The 24,689-nt window shown below is 62.5% G+C and carries 19 protein-coding genes and 1 tRNA gene; 10 read left to right on the forward strand and 10 right to left on the reverse strand.

Features of this window, described 5'->3' with window-relative positions; genetic code table 11:
* Nucleotides 1–33 precede the first annotated feature (33 nt).
* The 6 genes from R2R70_RS03210 (at nt 34) to R2R70_RS03235 (ending at nt 6,505) form a co-directional block, all read left to right on the forward strand.
* Nucleotides 34–1,176: a glycosyltransferase family 2 protein gene (locus R2R70_RS03210; protein WP_410977244.1), complete on the forward strand. Its 1,143-nt coding sequence runs from the start codon at nt 34–36 to the stop codon at nt 1,174–1,176.
* A complete protein-coding gene (locus R2R70_RS03215; RefSeq protein WP_410977245.1) occupies nt 1,166–1,600 on the forward strand; it encodes a GtrA family protein in 435 nt (144 codons plus the stop codon). Before R2R70_RS03210 ends, R2R70_RS03215 begins: the two co-directional genes overlap by 11 nt.
* Nucleotides 1,597–2,796, forward strand: coding sequence for a hypothetical protein (locus R2R70_RS03220; protein WP_410977246.1), 1,200 nt, complete (start codon nt 1,597–1,599; stop codon nt 2,794–2,796). The genes R2R70_RS03215 and R2R70_RS03220 overlap by 4 nt, the downstream gene beginning before the upstream one ends.
* On the forward strand, nt 2,771–3,466 hold the full coding sequence (locus R2R70_RS03225) for a hypothetical protein (RefSeq protein WP_410977247.1): 696 nt from the start codon (nt 2,771–2,773) through the stop codon (nt 3,464–3,466). Before R2R70_RS03220 ends, R2R70_RS03225 begins: the two co-directional genes overlap by 26 nt.
* A gap of 207 nt (nt 3,467–3,673) precedes the next feature.
* Nucleotides 3,674–4,513, forward strand: a complete 840-nt coding sequence (locus tag R2R70_RS03230) for a mechanosensitive ion channel family protein (protein ID WP_233593456.1) — start codon at nt 3,674–3,676, stop codon at nt 4,511–4,513.
* Nucleotides 4,514–4,657: 144 nt separating this feature from the next.
* Complete coding sequence (locus tag R2R70_RS03235; protein WP_410977248.1) at nt 4,658–6,505, forward strand: glucosyltransferase domain-containing protein; 1,848 nt, start codon at nt 4,658–4,660, stop codon at nt 6,503–6,505.
* Between the two features lie 142 nt (nt 6,506–6,647).
* Here the strand turns inward: R2R70_RS03235 and putP are convergent, their stop codons facing one another.
* The 4 genes from putP to R2R70_RS03255 all read right to left on the reverse strand — a co-directional run bounded on the left by putP (nt 6,648) and on the right by R2R70_RS03255 (nt 13,557).
* Entirely contained in the window at nt 6,648–8,129 is a 1,482-nt protein-coding gene (putP, locus tag R2R70_RS03240) for a sodium/proline symporter PutP (RefSeq protein WP_107335200.1), read from the reverse strand.
* Nucleotides 8,130–8,596: 467 nt separating this feature from the next.
* Nucleotides 8,597–11,776 carry a bifunctional proline dehydrogenase/L-glutamate gamma-semialdehyde dehydrogenase PutA gene (gene putA / locus R2R70_RS03245; protein WP_410977326.1) on the reverse strand — a complete coding sequence of 1,060 codons (3,180 nt, stop codon included), beginning with the start codon at nt 11,774–11,776 and terminating at the stop codon, nt 8,597–8,599.
* A gap of 657 nt (nt 11,777–12,433) precedes the next feature.
* Nucleotides 12,434–13,192: an AraC family transcriptional regulator gene (locus R2R70_RS03250; RefSeq protein WP_054556785.1), complete on the reverse strand. Its 759-nt coding sequence runs from the start codon at nt 13,190–13,192 to the stop codon at nt 12,434–12,436.
* Nucleotides 13,192–13,557 (reverse strand): hypothetical protein, encoded by a 366-nt coding sequence (locus R2R70_RS03255; protein ID WP_043335450.1) that lies wholly within the window; start codon nt 13,555–13,557, stop codon nt 13,192–13,194. The genes R2R70_RS03250 and R2R70_RS03255 overlap by 1 nt, the downstream gene beginning before the upstream one ends.
* 200 nt (nt 13,558–13,757) lie before the next feature.
* Here R2R70_RS03255 and R2R70_RS03260 point away from each other — a divergent pair, with 200 nt between their 5' ends.
* The gene (locus tag R2R70_RS03260) at nt 13,758–14,423 is read left to right on the forward strand and encodes a helix-turn-helix domain-containing protein (RefSeq protein WP_410977249.1); all 666 of its coding nucleotides are present in this window, start codon (nt 13,758–13,760) and stop codon (nt 14,421–14,423) included.
* Nucleotides 14,424–14,593: 170 nt separating this feature from the next.
* Here R2R70_RS03260 and R2R70_RS03265 read toward each other — a convergent pair whose 3' ends face one another.
* The 3 genes from R2R70_RS03265 to R2R70_RS03275 are packed head-to-tail and all read right to left on the reverse strand — an operon-like array spanning nt 14,594 to nt 17,525.
* Nucleotides 14,594–16,114: a tripartite tricarboxylate transporter permease gene (locus R2R70_RS03265; protein WP_043335451.1), complete on the reverse strand. Its 1,521-nt coding sequence runs from the start codon at nt 16,112–16,114 to the stop codon at nt 14,594–14,596.
* Nucleotides 16,114–16,551, reverse strand: coding sequence for a tripartite tricarboxylate transporter TctB family protein (locus R2R70_RS03270; RefSeq protein ID WP_043335453.1), 438 nt, complete (start codon nt 16,549–16,551; stop codon nt 16,114–16,116). The genes R2R70_RS03265 and R2R70_RS03270 overlap by 1 nt, the downstream gene beginning before the upstream one ends.
* Nucleotides 16,551–17,525, reverse strand: coding sequence for a Bug family tripartite tricarboxylate transporter substrate binding protein (locus tag R2R70_RS03275; protein ID WP_225996384.1), 975 nt, complete (start codon nt 17,523–17,525; stop codon nt 16,551–16,553). Before R2R70_RS03275 ends, R2R70_RS03270 begins: the two co-directional genes overlap by 1 nt.
* A gap of 560 nt (nt 17,526–18,085) precedes the next feature.
* On the opposite strand from R2R70_RS03275, the gene R2R70_RS03280 reads away from it, so the two are divergent.
* Nucleotides 18,086–19,744: an MFS transporter gene (locus R2R70_RS03280; RefSeq protein ID WP_410977250.1), complete on the forward strand. Its 1,659-nt coding sequence runs from the start codon at nt 18,086–18,088 to the stop codon at nt 19,742–19,744.
* A 177-nt stretch (nt 19,745–19,921) separates the two neighbouring features.
* On the opposite strand, the gene R2R70_RS03285 is transcribed toward R2R70_RS03280, so the two are convergent.
* The gene (locus R2R70_RS03285; protein ID WP_410977251.1) at nt 19,922–20,989 is read right to left on the reverse strand and encodes a Bug family tripartite tricarboxylate transporter substrate binding protein; all 1,068 of its coding nucleotides are present in this window, start codon (nt 20,987–20,989) and stop codon (nt 19,922–19,924) included.
* A gap of 309 nt (nt 20,990–21,298) precedes the next feature.
* Here R2R70_RS03285 and R2R70_RS03290 point away from each other — a divergent pair, with 309 nt between their 5' ends.
* Both R2R70_RS03290 and R2R70_RS03295 read left to right on the forward strand, forming a co-directional pair.
* Nucleotides 21,299–22,339: an adenosine deaminase gene (locus tag R2R70_RS03290; RefSeq protein ID WP_410977252.1), complete on the forward strand. Its 1,041-nt coding sequence runs from the start codon at nt 21,299–21,301 to the stop codon at nt 22,337–22,339.
* Between the two features lie 158 nt (nt 22,340–22,497).
* A tRNA-Gly gene (locus R2R70_RS03295) sits at nt 22,498–22,571 on the forward strand.
* A 186-nt stretch (nt 22,572–22,757) separates the two neighbouring features.
* On the opposite strand, the gene R2R70_RS03300 is transcribed toward R2R70_RS03295, so the two are convergent.
* Complete coding sequence (locus R2R70_RS03300) at nt 22,758–23,687, reverse strand: DUF2971 domain-containing protein (RefSeq protein WP_410977253.1); 930 nt, start codon at nt 23,685–23,687, stop codon at nt 22,758–22,760.
* 401 nt (nt 23,688–24,088) lie between these two features.
* Nucleotides 24,089–24,526 carry an HIT family protein gene (locus R2R70_RS03305; RefSeq protein WP_410977254.1) on the reverse strand — a complete coding sequence of 146 codons (438 nt, stop codon included), beginning with the start codon at nt 24,524–24,526 and terminating at the stop codon, nt 24,089–24,091.
* Nucleotides 24,527–24,689: the final 163 nt, after the last annotated feature.

The following is a 24,689-nucleotide window of genomic DNA, read 5'->3' on the forward strand; positions in this document are numbered from 1 at the left end:
ATGAATGACGGGGCTCTCGATGGAGGAAATACCATGCGGTCCTCAGCTGATGCATCCTGCGGCCAGGCGTCTGGCCGGCAGTCCTCGACCTCGTCGGGGCATATCCCCCGCGACATGTCGCGCCGCCTTTCCGGTGACTGGGTCTTGTCGTTGGTGGTGCCGGTGATGAACGAGGAGGAGACCATCGGTCTCTTTCTGGAGGCCATCGAGAAGACCCTGGGCTCGCAGGTGCCGCATCTTGAAGTGCTGTTCGTCGATGATGGCTCAACCGACGGCACCCTGGCGTGTCTGGAGGCCGCGGCGGCCGGCGATGCCCGCGTGCGCTACCTGAGCCTGACACGCAACTTCGGCAAGGAAGCGGCCATGTCCGCCGGCATCGAGCAGGCGCGTGGCGATGCCATCGTGCCGATGGATGTCGATCTGCAGGACCCGCCGGAGGTGATTCTCGAGTTCATCAGCCAATGGCAGGCCGGCTACGACATGGTCTATGGCGTACGCGCCGCGCGTAATGAAGACACCGCCACCAAGCGCAAGACGGCAGGCTGGTTCTACCGCGTCTTCAACCGCCTGACCTTCACCGAGATACCGCGCGATGCGGGCGACTTCCGCCTGCTGGACCGCCGCGTCGTCGAGGCGCTACGGCGCCTGCCCGAGCGCAACCGCTTCATGAAGGGCCTGTTCTCGTGGCCCGGCTATCGCTCGGTGGGCGTCACCTACCAGCGCCCGTCGCGCACGGCCGGCACCACCAAGTTCAACTACTGGAAGCTGTGGAACTTCGCCCTCGATGGCGTGGTGAGCTTCTCGACCTGGCCGCTGCGGGTCTGGACCTATATCGGCAGTGTCGTCGCCGCTCTGTCCTTCCTCTATATCCTGGTGATCATCAGCAAGACGGTGCTGTTCGGCGCCGATGCGCCGGGCTATGCCTCACTGATGGTCGCGATCCTGTTCTTCGGCGGCATGCAGCTGATCTCGATCGGCGTGCTGGGCGAATACCTCGGTCGTCTGTTCATGGAGACCAAGCAGCGTCCGCTTTACCTGATCGACCATGACAGCTTGCACGACAGCCCGCTGGGCAGCGTGTCACCGGACAGGGGGCTCGACAGCGGCCTGAGCACTGCGCGGGTCGTGCGCGGCGCGTCACGCGACGCGGCGCGAGGTGAATCACTTGAGCGCTGATCGTGAGGGCGCCAGCGAGTCCGACAGACCAGTCACTGCGCGCGCCAGGGAGGAGGCGGGCACCGCGACCCGCTTCGGGCTGGTCGGGCTGGCCGCGACGGGCGTGCACCTGGGCGTCGCCGCCTTGCTGCTGTTCCTGTGGCCGCAGCTCAATGAGTTCATCGCCAATATCATTGCCTTCTGCGTGGCCTTTCAGGTCTCGCTGGTCGGCCACCGGCGGCTGACCTTCAAGCGCCAGGGCAGTGCCTGGCGCTTCGGGCTGGTCGCGGCGGGCGGCTTTGCGCTCAACAATGGCCTGTTGGCAGTGCTGATGCAGGGGCTGGATCTGTCGGGCTTTGTCGCCATCGCGATCGCCACGCTCTCGGTGCCGATCGTGACCTATCTGGCCTCACGGCTGTGGGCCTTCAAGGAAGACCATGCATGAATGACAGCGTCACCGCAGGGCCGCGCTCGACGCTGGGGGAGCGCCTCAAGACATTGGCGGCCGAGACGCCGCCCCCTTTTGAGGCACTCGCGCGGGCGCAGGCCGTAAGCATTCCCTGGGGGCACATCCTGCTGGCGCTGCTGGTGACGCGCGCCGTCTGGCTCGCCATCGCGCTGTGGGGCGATCACAGCTATCTGCACGCCATGGCGCAGTTCGACGGCAGCTGGTTCAAGGGCATCATGACGCGCGGCTACGATGTCGAGGCGCGCGGCATGAGCGATGGCGACGCCGCCAACTGGGCCTTCTTCCCGCTCTATCCGGCGCTGCTGTGGCTGGTGACGCTGGGCGGTCAGCTGGACCCCGAGCTGATGGGCGTGCTCCTGAGCAATGCCTTGCTGGCCGTGGCGCTGGGGCTGGGCTGTCGCTATCTGGCCATCACGCGCCCCGGTGCGCCGTTGCTGCTGTTCGTGTGGCTGGCGGCCAGCATGCCGTACAGCTTCTATTTCAGCGCGCTCTATTCCGAGTCACTGTTCTGGCTGCTGTGCCTGGCGTCATTGATCGACTGGCGCTGTCAGCGCACAGGTCGCGTGATGCTCTGGACACTGCTGTTGTCGATGACCCGCGCCACCGGGGTGTTCTGGGTCATCGCGATGGGAATCGAGCTTGTGGCGCGCCTGCGCCTGCGCGCCTGCGCCGAGCTGTGGCGGCGGCCCGATTGGCTGCTGATCGGCGTGGCGGGGCCCTTGGGGTTGTTTCTGTTCATGGCGCTGCTCTATCACCGGACGGGCGATGCGCTGGCCTTCAGCCATGTGCAGATTTCCTGGGGCCGTGAGATGGGCAATCCCCTCAGCAACCTCATTGAAGGGCTGAGCTACTGGCAGAGCGCGCCGGAAACGCTGCGCCCGGCGTGGCAGGCGAGCATGGCGCTGGTCGGTGTCGGCCTGATCGGCTGGCTGGGCCTGCAGCGGCGCTGGCTGGAGATGGGGCTGGCGGGCTTCACGCTGTTCGTACCGCTGGCGACCGGGCTGGACGCCATTCCGCGCTACATGATCGGCATGCCGGTGTTCGTGCTGGCCCTGCATGACCTGCTCACTCGTCTGCCACGCACGCTGGCCTGGGGCCTGGTCATGCTGGGCGCGCTCGCTAATCTCTGGCTGGTGGAGAACTGGTATGACACCGTCTTCTGGCTCGTCTGATGCCCTGTATGGCGCGCCACGCTCGCGCCGCAGCCAGCGGATCTGGTGGCTGCTGGCCACCGTGGTGGTGCTGGCCTTCGAACTCACCCTGCTATGGCTGGCGCGCACGCCCAGGGTCGATGATCACTATCGGCGCTACTTCATCGAGCATGCCACCACCTGTTACCGGCCGATGGGCGAGGTGCCGGTACTGACGCCGGGTGAGCGCTATCCCGTCCGCAAGGGCGAGCCGCTGGGCAATTGCGGCGTGCTGTGGGCCGGTTTCTACTCGCCCCAGCCAGACGTGCCGGTCAGTGCGCGGCTGGCGGAGGTCACCTTGCGCCTGCGGGTCGCGCCCGAGGTCTCGCCGGCAGGCTCGCAGGCCGTGGTCGTGGCGCTTGAGCTGTCACGTTTCCCGGATTCGGCCGCCGCGCTGCCGGTGGAAGTCATGATCGGGGAGCAGACCGTCACGCGCTGGCCGGTGAGCGGTAATTATGAGCGCTTCGAGGTCGAGGTGCCCGCCGCGCTGATCGCGAGCGACGGCAGCTTCAGCCTGACCCTCAAGGGGCCGCCGCCCATCGCGCCGCGTGATGCGGGCCTGGATGCCAACAAGTTTCCCGTGGGCCTGCGCCTGGATGCGCTGACGCTGCGCTCACCGCTGGGACTGACGCCCGCTCGAGCGCAGCCCTGAATGGATGAATGGCCTGTCAGGGCACGCGGCCCCGGGCGCAAGAGCACTGACGTGACGCCGATAGTCAGGTAAATTGTGTGCGCGTGAATACCCAATGATCCGTTCGGCCGAGTGTCAGTGCGTCCCCGGCGCGCGCCTCGTGCCCTATAACGATAAAGCACCCGGTGGTCAGCTGACTGCCACGCAAGGGATGCTCAAGGAGTTGTCGTGGAATTTTTGAATGCCATCCCCATGGATACCAGTCAGCTGTTCGAGATAGGGCTGCAATGGGGCGGAACCCTGCTGTCGGCGCTGGCCGTGCTGGTCTTCGGCATGTGGGTCGCCAAGCGTCTGACTCAGTGGGCGACCTCGCTGCTGCACCGCAAGAGCATGGACGAGGCGGCGGCCGGTTTCGTCGGCCAGATCGCCTACGCCATCCTGGTGGTCATGGTGCTGCTGACCGCCCTGGACCAGCTCGGTGTCGATACCACCTCCATGATCGCCGCGCTGGGTGCGGCGGGTCTGGCGATCGGTCTGGCGCTGCAGAGCTCGCTGTCCAATCTGGCCTCCGGCTTCCTGCTGGTCACGCTGCGCCCGTTCAAGAAGGGCGATTACGTCGAAGCCGCCGGCACCTCCGGTAGCGTCGATCAGATCACCATGCTGCAGACCCGCCTGGTGACGCCGGACAACCGCAAGGTCACCGTGCCGAACTCCAGCGTGATGTCCAACACCATCACCAACTACTCGGCGCTGCCGACGCGGCGTCTGGACCTGGTCGTCGGTGTCAGCTATGACGACGACATCCGTCAGGTCAAGGCGGTGCTCGAGGAGCTGGTCGCCGGTGATGAGCGCATCATGAAGGAGCCGTCCTACCTGATCGCCGTGGCGGAACTGGCCGACAGCTCGGTCAACTTCAATTTCCGCATGTGGTGCAAGGCCTCCGATTACTGGGCGCTGAAGTGGGACATGACCGAACGCATCAAGCTGACCTTCGATGAGCGCGGCATCAGCATTCCCTATCCGCAGCGCGATGTGCACTTCCATCAGGCCAGCACGCCGGCCGAGTAACTTCCGTAGCACGTATGCAGGTCGACAACGCCACCCTCGGGTGGCGTTTTTCATGGGCTTTCGTCGGGGCATTCCATCGCGCCCCGAGTCAGGTACTCTCGACGTCATCCGTCCTGGGTATCGTTCTGATCGGGAGTCCAGTGCATGACAAGGTCGCAGCCGTTGTCCCAAGCGTGTGATGCCGCTGATGCCAGACGGCGTCAGGCATGGCGCATCCTGCTTGCCAGTCTCGTGGTGATCGGCCTCGGGCTTGTGCCGCTGATCGCCACGCGCGCGCTGTATCTGGATGACATGAGCCGTGCGCTGGATGGCTATTACGGCTGGATGCTCAATGCGCGCCCGGCCGCCGAGGGCATCATGCGTCTGCTGGGCTTCGGCGATGTGCTGGTCAATGTCGCGCCCTTGCCGCAGCTGGCGGCCTGGGGACTGGCGGCGGGCATGGCGCTGGCCTGGTGGCGATGGCTGCCGGGACTTTCGCTGGCGGGCTGCGTAGTGGGCAATGCGCTGATCTGGCTGACGCCCTTCACCCTGCAGAATTTCAGTTACGCCTTCGACAGCCTGCCGATGAGCGTGGCGCTGGCCAGTGCCATACTGGCCAGTCTGGTGCTGCGTGCTGGCGGGAAAAGCGGGGCAGAGGGAGAGCCAACCGGAGGGATAAGCGAAGGGCGAGGCCCATGGCAAGTCTGGCAGCCGCCGCTGAGCGCCTTGCTGCTGTTGTTGCTGGCGCTGTGCTGCTATCAACCAGCCCTGAATGCCTTTCTGGTGCTGAGCCTGCTCGAAGCCCTGTTCGCGGGCGCTGCCAGCACGTCACTGTGGTCGCGCTGGCGGATGCTGTTGCAGCGTGGTGCGCTGGCCGCCGTCGCCTTGCTGCTCTATCTGCCCATCACGCGGCTGCTGGTGGCGGGCGAGTACAGTCAGCAGCATGGCCAGATGCTGCCCTTCGCCGACCCTCAGGCCTTGCTGGCAGGGATCGAGCACAACCTGAGCGTGGCGCTGGGCGCGCTGCGTGAGGGGCTGGGGCAGGTCACGTTGCTGCTCAGTCTGGCGCTGCTGGCCGGGGTGGCGCTGTTGCGACTCCTGCCTCACGGCGTGCCTTTACGTCACGCCGAGGCCGCTGGCGCGCCCGAGGGCAGGTCTCGCTCGGCGCGCCAGCTATCGCTGCAGCGCATGAGCTGGGCCCTGTGGGCGCTGCTGCTGGTTCCCGCCCTGTGGGGGCCGATGCTGTTGCTGGCCGAGCCGGTATTTCATTCGCGCACCCTGATCGCTTGGGGACCGCTGCTGGGCGGTGCCCTGATGCTGGCTCAGAGTACGAGTGAGAGTGTGAGAGCGAGCACGGAAGCAGGCGCAACGCCGAGCATGACGGAAGCGGCCAACACGCAGCGCAAGATATCTGTCTGGCGGCGTTTGACGCAGTGCCCGCTGACGCAGTGCTTGTTGATCGTCGCCTGCCTGTTGCTGGTGCGCCATGCGGTGATCTTCGCCGCCTGGAGCAATGCGCTGGCCGCCCAGCAGGCCCATGAAACACAGCTGGCGAGCACTTTGGTGGCTCAGGCGCGGGAACAGGGCCTGCCGCTGGACTCGCCCCGCGACGCCGAGCGCTACCAGCCGCGCGATGCCTTGCCGGTACTGGTGCTGGGCGAGGCGCCAGTGGCGCCGCTGGCGCGGGTCGCTCGCCAGCAGGTGGCGGCCGTAGGCCAGAATCTGGTTGCCGCCTTCACGCCCGACAACTACTGGGCCGTGGTGCGGCTGCGCCTGGCGGGCGCCAGCGCGGTGACCTTGCTGCGCGATGAGGCGCTCAAGGCACGCCTGCAAGCGAATTCGCCCTGTGCGTCGGGCGATGCTGTCAGTCAGTCCTCCGATCAGCCCACCAGCCAGCCCTCAGCCCCTTCATCGGTTCGGTCTCAAGTACAGTCTCAAGTGCCATCGCCAGCGCTGTCACTGCAAGAGGGAGTCTGGGTGATCGATTTCCGCAAGCCTCGCCAATGTGATTAGGCCATATGAGAAAGCCGTGACAGCGAGAGTCAGTGAGGACAAGTTGCCAGGAACGACAACGCCGCCCCGAGGGGCGGCGTTGTCGTATTGCCGATGTGAACGGCAATAACACAGGCTTCAACAGTGTCTTGTCACACCTCGATCAGGCGTGGTTCTCGACCTTGTCGAATTCCGTGGTGATCTCATCAGCCGGTGCTGCGCTCATGATGCTGACCACGTAGATGGCGATGTAGGCGAAGATGACGCCCGGCACGATCTCGTAGAGATCGAAGATGCCACCGGAAAGCTGCTTCCAGACCACTACGGTCACGCCACCGACGATGATGCCGGCCAGCGCGCCGAAGCGGTTCATGCGACGCCAGTACAGCGACATGATCAGAGCCGGACCGAAGGCGGCACCGAAGCCGGCCCAGGCGTAGGACACCAGACCCAGCACGCTGGAGTTCGGGTCCAGCGCCAGGATCCAGGCGATGATGGCGATACCGACCACCGCGAAGCGACCGACCCACACCAGCTCGGACTGGGTCGCATCCTTCTTGAACAGCGCCTTGTAGAAGTCATCGGCCAGGGCAGAGGACGACACCAGCAGCTGGGAGTCAGCGGTGGACATCACGGCAGCCAGGATGGCGGCCAGCAGCACGCCGGCAACCGCCGGGTGGAAGATGAAGTTTACCATGACCATGAAGATCTTCTCGCTGTCGGCCAGGTCCTTCGGCACGTAGACGAGACCCAGCAGGCCGATGCAGATGGCCGCGAACAGACCCAGTGCAGACCAGACGACGGCGATGGTACGTGCCGCGCCGATGTCCTTCTCGCTGCGGATGGCCGCGAAACGCGCCAGGATATGCGGCTGACCGAAGTAGCCCAGGCCCCACGCCAGTGAGGAGACGATGCCGACCAGGGTCAGCGCTTCGCCGGTGGAGGCGTCACGGAACCATTCCAGCAGCAGCGGGTTCTCGGCGGTGATGCGCGAGGTCGCTTCTGCCACGCCACCCATGTCGGTGAGTGCCACGATGGGCACCACGATCAGGGCAACAGCCATCATCAGACCCTGGATGAGGTCAGTCCACGACACGGCGAGGAAGCCGCCGAAGAAGGTGTAGGACACGATGGCGATGGTACCGACGGTCACGGCGATGGTGTAGTCGAGGCCGAAGACGGTCTCGAACAGCTTGCCACCTGCCACCAGACCGGAGCTGGTGTAGAAGAGGAAGAACAGCAGGATGAAGACGGCCGAGATGACGCGCAACATCTTGGAGTTGTCGCGGAAGCGCTTCTCGAAGTAATCCGGCAGGGTCAGCGAGTCGCTGGCGACGAAGCTGTAGATACGCAGGCGCTTGGCGACGATCAGCCAGTTGAGCCAGGTACCGGCCAGCAGACCGATGCCGATCCAGGCAGCGGACAGGCCGCTGAGGTAGGCAGCGCCGGGCAGGCCCAGCAGCAGCCAGCCGGACATGTCAGACGCACCGGCGGAAATGGCGGATGTCCAGGGGCCCAATGAGCGGCCACCCAGGATGTAATCCGACATGTTGGAGGTGCGCTTGTAGGCCAGCAGGCCAATGCCGAGCATCACCGCCAGATAGATAGCGAACGTGATGAGTATGGTGGGGCTGTTATCGACCATCGTGGAGTAAATCCTTTGCATTTATTGTTGTCGGACGGCGAGCGTCGTGATGATTCACTGCCAGTGACGGTTCCTGTCAGACCGTCGCCGGGAGTCCTGCGTCATGCATCGAACGTCCTTCGAGGGCCATGTCGCGGCGGCTCTCGCAAGTTCCTGCCAATCTTGTACGTTCAGACTAGCGCATAAACGAATCTTCTGACGTTCGTCCGTCCCCGCATATTGCCGTCGAGTCAAAAGGGGAAACGGCAACGGACACCGCAGGGCACGAGCATGAGGGGCCAGTCGCTGGCGATTCATGTCCGTGGGCGTCCCTGTCGGTGTCCGGGGCAGATGACGGCCTGGCGTGCTGCCGTCATCCACTGGGCATCGTCCTGATGCCCTGTCACCTGGCTACCTCATGCACGTCCAGCATGCAGTCTTCCGCCAGGCATGACCTCTGCTGCTGCCGCGAGAGCAGGCAGCGTCGGTCATTCGTCGCCCATGGCGAGAAGAGACGCGTTGCCGCCGAGAGCCGTGGTGTTGACGGTACGGGTCTTCTCGGTAGCGAAGCGGTGCAGGTAGTGCGGGCCGCCGGCTTTCGGGCCAGTACCAGAGAAGCCCTGACCACCAAACGGCTGTACACCTACCACAGCACCGATGATATTCCTGTTGACGTAGACATTACCAACACGAATTTTCTGTGCAACGGCATTAGCAAAACTTTCGTTTCGCGAATGCACACCGAAGGTCAGGCCGTAGCCGAGGCCATTGATGGTATCGATGACCTTGTCCACTTCGCCGCCTTTCCAGGTCGCGATGTGAAGGACCGGACCGAACTGCTCGCTTTCCAGGCTATCGATGCCGTCGATGCGCAGGGCGACCGGCGCGACGAAGGTGCCGTGCTCGGTGATGGTCTTGTCGACGGCGGCTTCGGCGATCACGCGGCCCTGGCTGCGATATTCCTCGATGTGCTTGAGCAGACCGGCACGCGCTTCCTCGTCGATGACCGGGCCGACGTCGGTGCCCAGATCACGCGGGTCGCCGATCTTCAGCTCGTCCATCGCGCCCTTGAGCAGGCCGATGACGCGCTCGGCGACGTCTTCCTGCACGTAGAGCACACGCAGGGCGGAACAGCGCTGACCGGCACTCTGGAAGGCGGACTGCACCACGTCATTGACGACCTGCTCCGGCAGGGCGGTGGAGTCGACGATCATGGCGTTGAGGCCACCGGTCTCGGCGATCAGCGTCGGCAGCGGAGCGTTCTCACGCGCGGCCAGCGAGCGGTTGATGATCTGTGCGGTCTGGGTGGAGCCGGTGAAGCACACGCCAGTGATGCGCGGGTCGCTGGACAGCACGCTACCCACGGTCGGGCCATCGCCCGGCAGCAGCTGGACGACATCGTGCGGCATGCCGGCTTCGCGCAGCAGTTCGACCACGCGGTGAGCGACCAGCGAGGTCTGCTCGGCGGGCTTGGCGACCACGGTGTTGCCGGTGACGGCGGCGGCGACCATCTGGCCGCAGAAGATCGCGACCGGGAAGTTCCACGGGCTGATGCAGGCGAAGACGCCCTTGCCGCCGAGCATGATCTGGTTGTGCTCGCCGGTCGGGCCCTGCAGCTCGGTCGGCTCGGCGAAGTCGGCACGCGCACGGTTGGCGTAATAACGGCAGAAGTCGACCGCTTCACGGATCTCGGCGATGCCGTCGGTGAGCAGCTTGCCACCCTCGCGGGAGCACAGGGTCATCAGCTCGGCGGTGTGGGTTTCCATCAGGTCACCGAAGCGCTCGAGAATCGCGGCGCGTTCCTCGACCGGTGTCTGCTCCCAGCGCGGGAAGGCAGCCCAGGCGGCGTCGATGGCCTTGGAGGCTTCCTCGGCGCTGGTCCACTGCACGTGGCCCAGGGTGTCACGACGGTCGAACGGGCAGGTGACGGCCTGACGACGCTCGGCATTGACCTCGACATCGAAGGCCAGCTGCGGACGCACTTCGTAGGTGGTGTCCATGTGCGTGGCCATCTCGTCGATCAGCGGCTGGTACTGGCTATTGATGTTCAGATTGATGCCCCGTGAATTCAGGCGGTCTGCGCCATAGATGTTCGGCGGCAGCGCGATGCGTGGGTTGTGGTAGGTCTGGTACTGATTGAGCGTGACCACCGGGTGGGTGCACAGGCTCTCGACCGGCACGCGCGGGTCGACCAGCTGGTGAACGAACGAGGAGTTGGCCCCGTTCTCCAGCAGACGACGCACCAGGTACGGGAGCAGGTCCTTGTGCGCGCCGACCGGCGCATAGATACGGCACCAGGTCCCCTTGGGGGCACGCTTGAGCGCGGCTTCATACAGGGCTTCGCCCATGCCGTGCAGACGCTGGAATTCGAACTGACGTGTCTCGCCGGCGTTGGCCACATCCAGAATGGTGCTGATGGTGTGGGCATTGTGGGTGGCGAACTGCGGGTAGATGCGTCCGCGAGTGTTCTCGGACAGCAGGAAGCGCACGCAGACCAGGTAGCTGACGTCGGTGGAGGCCTTGCGGGTGAACACCGGATAGCCTTCGACACCCAGCTCCTGGGATTCCTTGATCTCGCTGTCCCAGTAGGCGCCCTTGACCAGGCGCAGCGGGATCTCGTCGCCTTGCAGGTCGGCGATGCGGTTCAGGTACTGCAGGGTCGGCAGGGCACGTGTCGAGTAGGCCTGCACGACGAGGCCGAACTTGCCCCAGCCACGGCAGGTGTCGCTCTCGTAGACGGCGCGGAACACTTCCAGCGAGATCTCGAGGCGATCGACTTCCTCGGCATCGATGGTGATGGCGACGTTCAGCTCGCGGGCGATGCCGGCCAGTTCACGCACGCTTGCCACCAGCTCTTCCAGCACCTGCTCACGACGGCCGAATTCATAGCGCGGATGCAGAGCGGACAGCTTGATGGAGACGGACGGCGACGGGGTGCCTTCCTTCAGCTTGCGCGAGGTTTCGCCGACGGTGCGGATGGCACGCGCGTAGTCGTCGAAGTAGCCCTTGGCGTCGTCGCGGGTACAGGCCGCTTCGCCCAGCATGTCATAGGAATAGGTGTAGCCCTTGTCGAACAGCGGCTGGGAGCGCTTGAGCGCTTCCTTGATGTCGCGGCCCAGCACGAACTGCTTGCCCATCACCTTCATCGCCTGGTACATGGCGCGGCGGATGACCGGCTCGCCGAGACGATTGACCATGCGGTTGATGAAGGTGGCCGGCTTGCCGTCACCCTTGGGCAGATCCATCTTGATGACGTTGCCGGTCATCAGAAGGCCCCAGGTGGAGGCGTTGACGAACCAGGACTCGCTCTGGCCCAGGTGGGACTTCCAGTCGGCCACGCCGAGCTTGTCCTCGATCAGCGCATCGGCGGTTTCCTTGTCCGGAATGCGCAGCAGCGCCTCGGCCAGACACATCAGCAGCACGCCTTCCTGGGTGTCGAGGCTGTACTGCTGCAGCAGCTCGTCGATGGAATCGACGGCGGTGTCCATGGTGCGGATCTCGCGAACCAGCTCGGCCGTCTTGTCACCGATGCGCTTGGCATCCTTGTCTTCGGCGTTCAGCAGCCCGACCAGCTCGCTGACGTAGGCGCTTTCCTCGACCAGGTAGTGGTCGCTTAAGCGCGCGAACAGCGCCTCCGGAGTCTGCTGCCAGGTGCTGGCGGCCAGCATCTGGTCACTGCGCAGGATGTTGTCCTTGAGCACATTGCCCTTGAGAACCCCTTGCTTGTCGTTTGTCGATGACTGGGCGGCTGTGGACGTGGCCGAGGCGATCGCGGCATTCACTGCACTGGGCTGATCGGAGGAAGTGGAGGTGGTCATGGTGCGAACCCCTTGCTGCTGGGCGTCGAAGCGCCGAATGGGATTGCCGAGTCACAGCGCCGGGAGTGATGCAGAACGCATCAGAAAGCGCGACAGCGGCACGTCTGGATGTATGACTGAGAATGTAGGGTGGCGCAGGGGGGCGGGTCTTTCCAATTTCTCGGCTGCGCATGTCAAATTCACGGGCATGTCAGAAAAGTGACACGCTTCTCCGACCTTTGTCGAAGGCTGTGCCGCGAAATGACGCGATCTTGTTAGACCAAGGTGGCAGAGGCTTGAAGGTGAACCGGCTTGCAGCTGAGGGTGGGAACGACGTTGAACGGCGTGCGTCTCCCAAGCGATGTGCTTCCAGAGAGGGTCGAATTGAGGAAGGGCTGGCTAGAGAGAGGAGCGAATCAAGGAGGGCGTGCTAGAGAGAGCGAATCGAAGAGCGGCGAATTCAAGAGCGGCGTGTCAGACACACGGGCGGATCTGACACGCACGCCTCACCGGCTCCTGCCGACTCGATCAGGACTTGCGCAGTGCCGAAGGCGGGAAGCCGAGATGCTTGCGGAAGGCGTGGGACAGGGCGCTCTGGTTGGCAAAGCCGCAGCGATCCGCGATCTGGGACAGGGAAAGCTCGCTGGTGCCCAGCAGCTGGCGTGCCTCCTCCAGCCGACGGCGCAGCAGATACTGATAGGGCGAGAGCCCGGTCAGGACGCGGAAGCGCTCGCTGAAATGCTGCTCGGAGAGATGCGACTGGCGGGCAAGATCCGCCACGCTGAGGCGCTGGCCGAGATTGGCGTCGATGAAGCGGTTGAGCGCGACCAGATCCAGCTGACGGCCACTGGTGCTCAGCGCGCTCATCGGCTCTTCGATGCGCGTGTTCAGGCAGGCGAGGAAGGTGGCGGCGAGCAGGTCGCCCGGCGCCTGCTGGTAGTCGTTGACTTCCGCGAGCATGAATTCCAGATAGCCGCGCAGGCGGGTGTCCAGCGTGAAGAAGCGTGGACGTTCGAACAGACGCTTGAGCTCGCGGTGATGGCCGGTCAGGTAGGGCGCATCATCGGGCAGGTCGAGAATCAGCTGGCGATTCTCGCCGATGCCCGCGTAGTAGTGGACATGATCGGCCGGCACGATGCAGCCGGTCAGCGGGCGAATCTCGCCGCCCTGGCCCTCGATCTCGAACTCGGCCAGGCCATCGAGGCCGATCACCAGCTGGTGGTAGCTGTGATCGTGGTGCTCACGCAGATTGGAGAGCGGGATCAGGCGCATCTCGCTGGCGGCCATCAGGCGCGAGTCTCCGCGACACCGGTGCGGGCACGCAGATGGCCCAGCAGCACGTTGAGCTCTTCACGGCCGGCGCGCGAGAACAGCGCACCGCCCTGGGCCAGCTGCCACGGCCGGGCATGGTTGTCGAAGATGCCCTGGCAGCGGCGACGCAGGCTCTCCAGATACTCATCATGGCGAATCGGGTAGCCGATCACGCTGTGCCACTCGTTCTCGTTGATCTCGCCGCTGATCGCCTGGTCCAGCACGCGGGCGATATCGCTGTAGTCGGTACGAAAGCGCGGCGTACGCGACATCATCAGCATGGCCACGGTGCCGACGGTGACGATCAGGCAGACCACGAAGGTGATGATGAAGATGGACATGAGCGAACCTTGTGCGGACGTAACCGGAAATAGTGTCGTAGCTCACCATTCTACCACGCTGCACGGCCAGTATCGTCAGTGCGACAGGCGCGTCATGTTCTGTCTGTCAGAACGTTATGGCATGATTCAAGTCCATTGAGACGGCATGGCGCACGTTGCCTGTCAGCCTCGTTCTTCACCTGCCGTGGGAGTCCCGCCGCATGGCCAATCAACGTGTGGAAGCGGTCGAGCGTGCCTTGACGCTGCTGGAAGCCTTTACCACCGCGACCCCTCGCCTGACGCTCAATGAGCTGGCGCAGGCCAGTGGTTTCTACAAGAGCACGATTCTGCGGCTGATGGGCTCGCTTGAGCACTTCGGCTATGTGGCGCGTGACAGCCACGGCATCTACTCCATCGGCGCGGCGCTGGGGCGTTTTGCCCAGCTGGCACCGGCGCTGCCGGCCCGCGAGGCTCAGCTGCGCGGCTGGCTGGCGGCGCTGAATGCCGCCAGTGGCGAGACGGCCAGCCTGATGCTGGTCGAGCATGGCCCGCTGGCCGAGGCGCGACCGGTGGAGGGCGTGACACGCCCGCGTCAGGCGATGTGCCAGTACGCGCATGTCAGCCAGTGGCCGCTGCGTCATCAGCTGGAGGAGGGCGAGCTGGTCGATGAGGCGCTATCCGCCTTGCTGCAGCAGTGTGTCGACAGTGGCGAGATCGAGACCGGTGAAGCCGCCGGCCTGTCGGTGGCGGCGTTGGCGGTCAGCGTCGCCCAGCATCACGACGAGGGGCTGGCACCGGCGGAAGTCATCGTGCTCAGTGGCCCGACGGCGCGCCTGACGCCTGCCCAGGCCCACCGCCTGCTCGCGCAGTGGCAGCAGGGCGACTGATGCGCGCTCACCAGTGACAGGAGTCTTGAAGTGCTGAAATGACATCGCCCCCGCCGGTCTTGCCGGCGGGGGCGATGTCATTTCAGAGCGCTGTCATTCAGAGCGCTGTCATTCAGGGCGCTGTCATTCAGGGCGTGGCACCTCATGAGAGGCGCGGACCCTTGCCAGGATCAGGCGTCGGTGGCGGCCTTGGCGGCGCTCATGCGGCGACGCAGGATGGGGCCGACGATCACCGGCAGCAGCAGACCGGCGATGGCGATGCACCACAGGGTCACGGCCAGCGGGCTGCCGATCAGGATGGTCCAGTCGCCGTCAGACAGCTGCATGGCGTGACGCAGGTTCTTCTCCATCTCTGGCCCAAGCAGCATGCCGAGGATGACCGGCACCAGCGGGATGTCCAGCTTGCGCAGGAAGTAGCCGGCGACCCCGAAGGCGACCATGAAGTACAGGTCGAAGGTCGAGTGGCTGATGGAGTAGATGCCCACGAAGGCGACCATGGTCACCACCGGCAGCAGGTACTTGGGCGGCACGGACAGCAGCTTGACGAAGATACCGACCATCGGGATGTTCATCAGCAGCAGGATGACGTTGCCGATCAGCAGCGCCGCGATCACGCCCCACACGATGTCGCCGTGCTGTGTGAACATCAGCGGGCCCGGGGTGATGTTGAGCGAGATCAGCATCGCCAGCAGCACCGCGGTGGTACCGGAACCCGGCACGCCCAGCGTCAGCATCGGCACCAGTGCACCAGAGGCGGCACCGTTGTTGCCGGCTTCCGGGGCGGCCACGCCGCGCGGATCACCTTCACCGAAGTTGCCTTTCTTGCCGAGGATCTTCTTCTCCAGCGTGTAGCTGATGAAGCTGCCCAGCGACGCACCGGCGCCCGGCAACACGCCGGAGATGAAGCCCAGCACACCGCCGCGGAAGGAAGTCGGCAGGATGGCGACGATGTCCTTCAGCTTCAGGGTCATCTTGTTCATGGCGATCATTGGCTTGCCTTCACCGGCGTGCTGTTCGATGAAGAACAGCAGCTCCGAGATGGCGAACAGACCGACGATGGCGATGATGAAGTCGATGCCCTCGAACAGCTCCAGCACATCGAAGGTGTAGCGCTGGGTGCCGGTGGAGCCATCGATGCCGACGGTGGCGATCATCAGGCCGATGGCGGCGGCCATCAGTGTCTTGACCGGGTTCTTGCCGGTGATGCCGCCCAGGGTGGCGAAGGCCAGCACGAACAGCGCGAAGTATTCCGCCGGGCCGAAGGTCAGCGCGAAGCTGGCCAGCCACGGCGCCATCACGATCAGGCCGATGGTGGCGATCAGGCTGCCGATGAAGGAGGCGATCGCCGAGATGGCCATCGCTTCGGCGGCCTTGCCTTTCTGGGCCATCGGATAGCCATCGAGACAGGTCATCATCGCCGGCTCATCGCCCGGGATGTTGAGCAGGATCGAGGAGATGCGCCCGCCGTACATGGCACCGGCGTAGACCGAGGTCAGCAGGATCAGCGAGGTTTCCGGGCTCAGGCCCAGGGTGAAGGCCAGCGGAATCAGGATGGCCACACCATTGGCCGGGCCCAGGCCCGGCAGTGCGCCGATCAGGGTGCCCAGGAAGGCCCCCAGCACGGCGAACATCAGATTCTCTGGCTGCAGGGCGATGCCGAAGCCCTGCATCAAGAAGCCAAGACTTTCCATTACGCCACCTCCAGGATGCCCAGCGGCAGTGGTAGCTCAAGCACGAAGTTGAACAGGGCGAAGACGACGATGCCGCCGAGCAGGCCTGTCACGTAAGCGCGAACCGGCTTGGAGCCCATGCGCCAGCACAGGGTGCCGACCGCTGCGGTGGTCGTGACGATGAAGCCCAGCGGCTCAAGCAGTGCGGTGTACAGGCACAGGATGACGATAGCCAGCACCATCTCGGCGCCGGTGCGGCTCCACGGCCATTGCTGGTCCGGGTCGGGGCGCACGATCAGATACAGGCTGCTCAGCGCCAGCACGATCGAGAGCACCGTGGGGAAGGTTTCGGGCCCGATGGACTCGGCCCCGCCGAAGGGTTCGGGGAACTGCTGGGCACCCCAGCCGTACGCGACGGCCAGGGTGAGCATCAGCAGACCAAAGATGCGGTCATTCATCAGCGAATCAGCCCAATGTCCTTGGAAAGGGTCTGGATGTCCTTGATCTGTGCCTTCACGAAGGCATCAAACTCGGCACCCGATTTGTGGAACGGCATCAGGCCGCTCTTGGTCATCACGTCTTTCCATTCTTCGCTTTCATAGACGCTGTCCAGCGTGGTGGTCCAGTACTGCTCGGCATCGTCGCTGACACCGGCCGGGATATAGAAGCCGCGCCAGTTGGGGGCGACGGCATCGATGCCCTGTTCGCGAGCGGTCGGCACCTCAGCCAGCTTGCCTGGCAGACGCTCTTCGGAGAGCACGGCCAGCACTTTCAGGTCGCCGGATTCCATGAAGCCCTGGATCTCGGAGATATCACCGGTGAAGGCCTGCACGTGGCCGCCGACGACCTGGGTGATGGCTTCGCCGCCGTTGTTGTAGGACAGGTAGGAGACCTTGGGCAGGTTCTCGACATCGGCTGCCTGGGCAGCGATCAGCACCTTGAGGTGATCCCAGCCGCCTGCGGCACTGCCGCCGGCGAACTTGACGGATTTCGGGTCTTTCTTCAGCGCGTCCATCACCTCGCTCAGGGTGTTGTATGGCGAATCCTTGGAGACGGCGATGGCGCCGTAGTCCGCGCCCAGTGCGCCGATCCACTCGACCTGGTCCTGATTCATGCCCGGGAACTGGCCCTGGGCCAGACGGGTGGTGGTCGCGGTGGAGGCGGCCACCAGCAGCTGCTCGTCACCGGCACGCTTGGAGACGGTGTGCGCGAAGGCGACGCCGCCACCGGCACCGGCCATGTTGATGGTCTGCACGTTGCCCGGCACGAAATCGAGCTCAGACAGGATCTTGCCGACGCTGCGGCAGGTGAAGTCCCAGCCGCCGCCCGGGTCAGCCGGAGCGATGCAGTCAACCTTGCCTTTCGGTTCGAAGGCGAAGGCCTGGGCGGACATGGCGGTGACCACCGCGGCTGTCAGGAGTTTGAGTGTCATATGACGTGTCATGGCGACCTCTAGTGTTATTGGATTGTGGTAGCGGCACATGTCGTGGGTCAGGCGCTGGCAGCGGTCGAGCGAGAGACTCGCCCTGCGGCCGCGAACCTGACAGCAACCTTACAATTCTGTAAGGCGGAACTTTATTCTGTATGGTGAAATTAGACTGCCGCCCGATGGCTCGCAAGATACCCATTCGTCGCACCGACCTTGGTCGAAAGGCATATTTACGCACCTTTGCGGTGCATTTTTGTGAATGATCTGGCTGGACGTCGTGCCGGAATCTGGCACTGTCTGGCGCTCTCTTGCTTCTCTCTCGCTGCTCTTGCATGCCTCCCTCGCACCTCTCACAGCAGGCCTGAGCGGGGCGCTTGCGTCGCCTGCGTGAGCTGTGCGTTCACGGGCGTCATGGCTTGCTTGTCGTGTTTGAAACGTTATGCGGCGTTGCAGCAGAAGCGTGGCCATTGGGCTTTGGTCTAGCGTGTAGCCGGTGGCCAGACTGCGTGCTGACCGGGTGCCATCGGCAATCGTGCAAGGGGACAGGGGAGGTGAGAAGACTCATGGCCAAGGTGTTGGGCAGTGTGTGGGCGTTGTTGCTGGGTATCGTGCTGATCATGCTCGGCAATGGCATGCACTTCACGCTGATCGGTCTGCGTGGCGGCATCGAGGGCTTCTCCTCGGCGGAGCTGGCGATCGTCACCTCGGGCTACTTCGTGGGCTTTCTCTCCGGCGCGCGCTATACGCCGGTACTGATCCAGCGGGTCGGGCATGTGCGGGTGTTCGCGGCACTCGGCAGCTTCATCTCGGCGGCCTTGATCGCCTTGCCACTGCTGACCGAGCCCTGGGCCTGGACGCTGCTGCGCCTGCTGATCGGCTTCTGCATGTCGGGCATCTATGTCACGGCGGAAAGCTGGCTGAATGCGGCTGCCAGCAACGAGACGCGCGGCAAGGTGCTGTCGGCCTACATGATGGCGCAGACACTGGGCATCATCGGCGCTCAGGGCCTGTTGACGCTGGGCGACGCCGCGACCTCGGTGCTGTTCATCTGTGCCTCCATCCTGGTGTCGATCTCCTTCGGGCCGATTCTGCTGTCGGCGGCCGTGGCACCGGCGGTCGAGGTGTCGCGCGCCATGTCGTTCGCGAAACTGTTCAAGGCGTCACCGCTGGGTGCCATCGGCATCTTTCTGCTCGGCAGTGTCTATGCGACCCAGTCGGGAATGGGCGCGGTCTTCGGCACCCAGGTGGGCCTGTCGGGCTCACATATCGCTCTGTTCATCGCCATGCTGTTCGCCGGTGCGCTGGTGTTGCAGACCCCGATCGGCTGGCTGTCGGACCGCATGGACCGCCGCGTGCTCATCTGCGGCCTGTCCGCCGCCGGGGCAGGCTCGTGTCTGTTCGGCTGGATGGCGGGCGATGCGCTATGGCCGTTGATCGCCTCGGCCTTCTTTGCCGGTGGCGTGACCACACCGCTGTATGCGCTGCTGCTGGCCTTCACCAATGATTCGCTGTCGGCCGAGGAGATGCCGGGCGCCTCCGGCGGGCTGGTGTTCGCCTTCGGGCTGGGCGCCATCGTCGGGCCGCTGGCGGCAGGTGGCGCGATGGAGGTGATGGACCCCTACGCCTTCTGGCTGGTGCTGGCGACCACCTTCGTGGCCATCTCGCTGTATGCGCTCTATCAGATCACCCAGCGCGAGATGGTGCCGGTCGAGGAGACCGACAGTTACCTCAACATCCTGCCGACGGCGTCACCGATGGCGGTTGAGGTGGCGGTGGAATGGGCACATGAACACGCCGAGGATGAGCAGCTGGCCGCCGAGGCAGCCGAGGCGGCGGCGCAGGAAGAGGCCTTCGAGGTCGCACTGGAAGAAGCCTTCGAGGAGGCATTGGAAGAGGCGCTGGATGAGGCGTTCGAGGCCAACGTCGCACCGCTGGAGGAGGCGGAGCTGGTGGAGCCGGACCACGAGTACGTGGCAGAGCCGCTGCTTGAGGCTGACGCAGACACGGAAATCGCGTTCGAGACGGAGCGGTTGTCCGAGCTGTTGCCGGGAGCGGAGCTGGCAACTGAGACAGAAGCAGAGCAGGAAGCAGAAACAGAGCCTCGGTCACAGACAGATTCAGAGAGAGATTCTGAGCCGCACGAAGAGCGCGACCAGGCATCGCCCTATCAGTTTGACTCCGAACATCAGCCGCCCAAGGGGCCCTGGCCCTCCATGCCCTGAGGTCGCTGGGGCAAGCCAGTCAGTCGCCAAAAGCCGCCACCTCGGCAAACGGGGTGGCGGCTTTTTTAGGGCTGCCATGAGCTATTGTCAGCCTTGAGGTTTGCCAGTCTTGAGCTCTCGCCACAGACGAGCGCGGCGCTCGGTGTCGCAGGGAGTCGGACCTCAGGCTTCAGTTGATCACTGCAGGCCCAGCTCCTGCGACATCTGCTCGACATCGCTGACCTGCTGGGTGATGAAGCGATCCAACGCCTTGCCGGATTTGTGGAACGGCATCAGGCCGTTGTCCTGCATCACCTGCTGCCACTCGGGCGTCTCGGCCATGCGGTTGAGGGTCTGCTCCCACCAGTCGAAGGCGGCATCCGATGCGCCACCCGGCAGGTAGAAGCCGCGCCAGTTGGGCGCGACCACATCGATGCCCTGCTCACGCGCGGTGGGGATGTCGCTGTACTGACCGGGCAGACGCTCTTCACTGAACACTGCCAGCAGGCGCAGGTGGCCGGATTCGACGAAGCCGCGGGCCTCGGTCATGTCGCCGGTGAAGGCTTCGAGGTGGCCGCCCATCACCTGGGTGATGGCGACGGAGCCGGAGTCGTAGGCGAGGTACGGCAGGGCGCGCAGGTTGTCGATACCCGCCTCACGCGCCGCCATCAGCACCTTGAGGTGATCGAAGCCGCCCGCGACATCGCCACCGGCGAAGCGCACCGCCTTGGGGTCTGCCTGCATGGCGGCCAGCAGCTCGTTCAGCGATTGATAGGGCGAGTCCTCGGCCACGGCAATCACACCGTAGTCGGCGCCGAGGGTCATCAGCCAGCGTACGTCGTCGACCTTGCCGTCCTGATAGGCATGCTGGCCCAGGCGGGTGGTGGTCGCGCTCGAGGCGGCGACGATGACCTGCTCATCGGCGTGGCGCTTGGACTTCACATGCGCGAAGGCGACGCCACCGCTGGCGCCGGGCACGTTGAGGGTCTGCATGCCGGCAGGGATGAGGTTCTGCTCATCCAGCAGGCGGGCCACGCTGCGACAGGTGAAATCCCAACCACCGCCGGGCTTGGCTGGCGCGATGCACTCCGTCTTGCCCTGCGGGGCGAAGTCGGTCTGTTCGTTCTGCTCCTCTTGGGCGGCGTTGGCGCTCAAGGGTGCCAGCAGGCCAAGGCTGAGCAGCAGCGCAGTGGGCAGGGCGCCAGCGCGCTGTCGAGCATGCTTTCTGCGTGAGAAGGGATGGCGGGCAGGGGATATGGCGTGCATGGCAATCATGTCCTTGGTGTTCAGCGTCGATCGTTATGGTTATGTCAGTCAGCGCGGCATGGGGCTGGGCGTTGCTGGCTGTCGCACGCTCATGACTGTTGTGGTGAGCTTGCGAGAGTGCGAATGAACGAAAATAGCCTATTTCGGAGAGTCGCGAAAAGGCACGGCAGGCGGGCATCGCGCAGAGAAATCGCATTTCCCGCGCCGTCACTCCTCAAGGTGGTCTCGGGATTGCTAGAATTGCGCCATCAGGCTGTGGTGAGCGCTCCGCGATCTTCCAGCCGCCGCCTTTCATTGAGGAGACGGGCCATGACCCTTACCCCGCGCATGCACGACTTTCTCGCCCGCCTGCCCAAGGTGGAGCTGCACCTGCACATCGAAGGCTCGCTGACGCCGGCCTTGATGTTCGAGCTGGCGGCGGAGCAGGGCATCGAATTGCCCTACGCCACCCTGGAGGAGGTCGAGGTCGCCTATGACTTCGCGGATCTGCCTGCCTTCCTCGCACTCTATTACCAGGGCATGGGCGTCCTGAATGACGAGTCACACTTCTACCGCCTGGCGCAGGACTACTTCCGCCGTGCGAGCGCCGATGGCGTCAAGCATCTGGAGCTGTTCTTCGATCCGCAGGCGCATCTGGCGCGTGGCGTGAGTCTGGAAACCCAGTTCGCGGGGCTGGAGCGCGCCTGCCGTGAGGCGGTGAAGGAATTCGATATCACCTCGGCGCTGGTGCCGAGCTTCCTGCGTTGTCATTCCGCGGCGTCTGCGCGCGAGCTGTTCGATGCGCTGATTCCCTTCGAGTCACGCTTCGTGGGTGTCGGCCTGGACAGCGCCGAGATCGGCAATCCGCCGGAGAAGTTCACCGAAGTCTTCCAGCTTGCGGGGGAGCGCGGCTGGCATCGTGTCGCGCACGCAGGTGAGGAAGGCCCAGCAGAGTACATCCGCACGGCGCTTGAGGTGCTGGGGGTGGAGCGTATCGATCACGGCGTGCGCTGCCTGGAAGATGCCGCTCTGGTGGCGGAACTGGCCGAGCGGCGTATCCCGCTGACGGTGTGCCCACTGTCCAATGTCGCGCTCAAGGTGGTGGAGCGAATGGAAGACCACCCGCTGCCGAAGCTGATCGAGGCGGGCCTCAATATCACCCTCAACTCGGATGACCCGGCCTATTTCGGCGGCGGCATGCTCGACAACTTCATCGCCGTGCAGCAAGCGCTGGAACTCAGCGAGGCGCAGTGGCTCACTCTGTGCCGCAACGCCATCGACGCCGCCTTCCCGCAGCGCGGCGAAGGCCTCGGCATGAGTGACGCCCGCCGTGGCGTGCTGCTGGCGCAACTCGATAGCTGCGCAGCCTGAGAATTATCACTGGCGCTTGAATACTGAATGCAATCAACGGCTTGGCCACCAACATCGCCAGTACGACGCCGCCTGCGGCAACCGCTCCATCAGATGTTGCTTGACCGCGCTAAGTCGTTGAGTACAATGCAGTTCTGGCGTGCGCAATGCACCGCCCTGCGGGTGTAGCTCAATGGTAGAGCAGAAGCTTCCCAAGCTTAAGACGAGGGTTCGATTCCCTTCACCCGCTCCAGATTCTTCAAAAAAGCCTCCCGAAAGGGGGGCTTTTTTGTGTTTGGAATATCGATATCTCCTATTTTGGCTTCTACTCACTGTTCGCGATTATCAGGCACACTGTGTCAGGAGGTTGACTATTCGATGCCATTTGACCCACGTAAAAAAGAGAGCAATATTTAGCGATAAGAAAATAAGGGGTACTTCATGATTCTCGAGTAAGGTTCATGCTGTGATATATGTGAGAGTGGATAGCCTTGACTACTGGTATGCCTTTATTTAGGCCGACTTCTCTGACCCACTTTTCATCTTCGCTAGATATTCTGGAGCCTAAAATTATTCTGCTTGGTGTAGGAGTGGTTATTACTCTGTTATCGATTCTTGGGGCAACTATCCGCCATTCCTTTTCATATGCCCAATCTATGCTCTTGTTAACTGCAGGCTTGATAAATATATGGTTGAGAACATTTTGAGTTGTTTGTTGAAATATAGAGTCAATGGCTAGTTGTGTCGCATCAGCCATGATGTTGCTATAAAGTACAGGGTACATCCTTTTATTGAATATAGAATATATGTCGCCTTTGAGGTTATCAAGATTGTATTCTATGCAAATACCTTTGTGTTCATTTGCATAATGTGACCACATCAGTGTTGAGGTGTAGCATTCAGAAAAGCAAGAGATGAGAATATCATCTCTTATGTTTTTAATTATATTGCTATAGTCTGGAGTTTCATGATGCTCATCCTCGTACTTTTTTAAATAACTTCTCGTGTAGTGAGAGCAATTAGATATTAGTAAGCGGTAGTCTAATTTATGCTTGCTAAAAACAGGTTTCTTCCAGCGTGAAAATATGTTCAAGTAATTATTTGTGCAGTAGTAGTAGATGATAAGATGATTGCTAATTTTACAGGCGCAGTCATACGGATCATTAAAGTTCTCTGGAGACGATAGATATAAGTTGTCATTTTCGAGATTTTGTTTTTCGCGCAGTTTTTTTTCTAAACTTCTATAACGATATAGTTTATTAGGGAGGTGCTTGTTTTTGTAATCATAAGCTTTTTGCGCAGCTTCATCATTTAATGTTTCTGAAAACGATAATCTCTGGTAAAAATCATCTTTCCACGATCTTGTCATTTTAGTGAGCTCCTTGTTATTAATTATATTTTTATTTCTGAATTTGAGTATAACTTTAGTGGTCTTTAGATGCTATGTAATATGAGTTTCTTATAATGGGTGGTTTTTGTCAATGTTAACCTGTGATTTTGTATCTATAATTTGAGGGGACATTTCACGTCTCGGAACATCATGCGAAAATGCGATGTGTTCAAGATGTTTGAATGTTCGATTTGCGTGAATATTGTTTGGAAGAAGTGATTGTCAAACACATATGTAATGCTATATAAATTTAAGTTTATTTGATAGTGGTATATGAGACCGTATTTAGTTTTTCAGAAGAAATTAAGTTGACAATATGGCAATGATACTAGTGGTTTTACTGGGCGCTTTTCACTTCAGCTTAATGGCTGTTTGAGTATCTATGCCGCCAGTGCCGCTAGTTGCGTATCGTCCCCGCACGGGCCATCGGCGCTGACGACGTAGCCATCGTATTCGGTCATGTAGTACTTCATCTTCGAGTTTCTGGCCTGCCATTCGCCTGGCTGTGTGCCATGCAGCGGGATTAGCTTGGCGTGCAGGTGGTTGACGCCGTAACCCTCGAAGATGATGGCGGTGCGTGCTACCCCGAAGTAGGCGTCGAGCTTGTGTGCCACGCGGCGCGTGAAGCGCATCAGGCCGATAATCACCTCATCATCTTGTTCATACACGCAGCTGCCCAGGTGGCGTTTGGGAATGACGACCGTGTTGCCCGGAGTAGAGGGGAAGATGGAGAGAAAGGCCAGGAAGTGCTCATCTTCGGCCACGACATGGCTTTGACTGTGGCCTGCAACGATCTGACAAAACACGCAGTCACTCATGGTTCTTCCCTGGTAGTTAAGTGTCGCCAGATTCGTCCTGAATCTGGGGCAGAGTTCTGTGATCAGAGCCCTTGTGATCAGAGCTTTTGTAAGCAGGGCCCTTGTGAGCAGGCCCCTTGTGAATAGCGCCCTTGCAAAGAGAGCTTGGCAGTCTCCTTGCTTG

Source organism: Cobetia sp. SIMBA_158 (genome assembly GCF_046566945.1).
Lineage (GTDB): Bacteria > Pseudomonadota > Gammaproteobacteria > Pseudomonadales > Halomonadaceae > Cobetia > Cobetia amphilecti.

Coding starts and splice junctions, on each gene's coding strand:
- R2R70_RS03210 (WP_410977244.1), top strand. CDS start 34: ATGCGGTCCTCAGCTGATGCATCCTGCGGCCAGGCGTCTGGCCGGCAG.
- R2R70_RS03220 (WP_410977246.1), top strand. CDS start 1,597: ATGAATGACAGCGTCACCGCAGGGCCGCGCTCGACGCTGGGGGAGCGC.
- R2R70_RS03225 (WP_410977247.1), top strand. CDS start 2,771: ATGACACCGTCTTCTGGCTCGTCTGATGCCCTGTATGGCGCGCCACGC.
- R2R70_RS03235 (WP_410977248.1), top strand. CDS start 4,658: ATGACAAGGTCGCAGCCGTTGTCCCAAGCGTGTGATGCCGCTGATGCC.
- putP (WP_107335200.1), bottom strand. CDS start 8,129: ATGGTCGATAACAGCCCCACCATACTCATCACGTTCGCTATCTATCTG.
- putA (WP_410977326.1), bottom strand. CDS start 11,776: ATGCTGGCCGCCAGCACCTGGCAGCAGACTCCGGAGGCGCTGTTCGCG.
- R2R70_RS03250 (WP_054556785.1), bottom strand. CDS start 13,192: ATGGCCGCCAGCGAGATGCGCCTGATCCCGCTCTCCAATCTGCGTGAG.
- R2R70_RS03255 (WP_043335450.1), bottom strand. CDS start 13,557: ATGTCCATCTTCATCATCACCTTCGTGGTCTGCCTGATCGTCACCGTC.
- R2R70_RS03260 (WP_410977249.1), top strand. CDS start 13,758: ATGGCCAATCAACGTGTGGAAGCGGTCGAGCGTGCCTTGACGCTGCTG.
- R2R70_RS03265 (WP_043335451.1), bottom strand. CDS start 16,114: ATGGAAAGTCTTGGCTTCTTGATGCAGGGCTTCGGCATCGCCCTGCAG.
- R2R70_RS03270 (WP_043335453.1), bottom strand. CDS start 16,551: ATGAATGACCGCATCTTTGGTCTGCTGATGCTCACCCTGGCCGTCGCG.
- R2R70_RS03275 (WP_225996384.1), bottom strand. CDS start 17,525: ATGACACTCAAACTCCTGACAGCCGCGGTGGTCACCGCCATGTCCGCC.
- R2R70_RS03280 (WP_410977250.1), top strand. CDS start 18,086: ATGGCCAAGGTGTTGGGCAGTGTGTGGGCGTTGTTGCTGGGTATCGTG.
- R2R70_RS03285 (WP_410977251.1), bottom strand. CDS start 20,989: ATGCACGCCATATCCCCTGCCCGCCATCCCTTCTCACGCAGAAAGCAT.
- R2R70_RS03290 (WP_410977252.1), top strand. CDS start 21,299: ATGACCCTTACCCCGCGCATGCACGACTTTCTCGCCCGCCTGCCCAAG.
- R2R70_RS03300 (WP_410977253.1), bottom strand. CDS start 23,687: ATGACAAGATCGTGGAAAGATGATTTTTACCAGAGATTATCGTTTTCA.
- R2R70_RS03305 (WP_410977254.1), bottom strand. CDS start 24,526: ATGAGTGACTGCGTGTTTTGTCAGATCGTTGCAGGCCACAGTCAAAGC.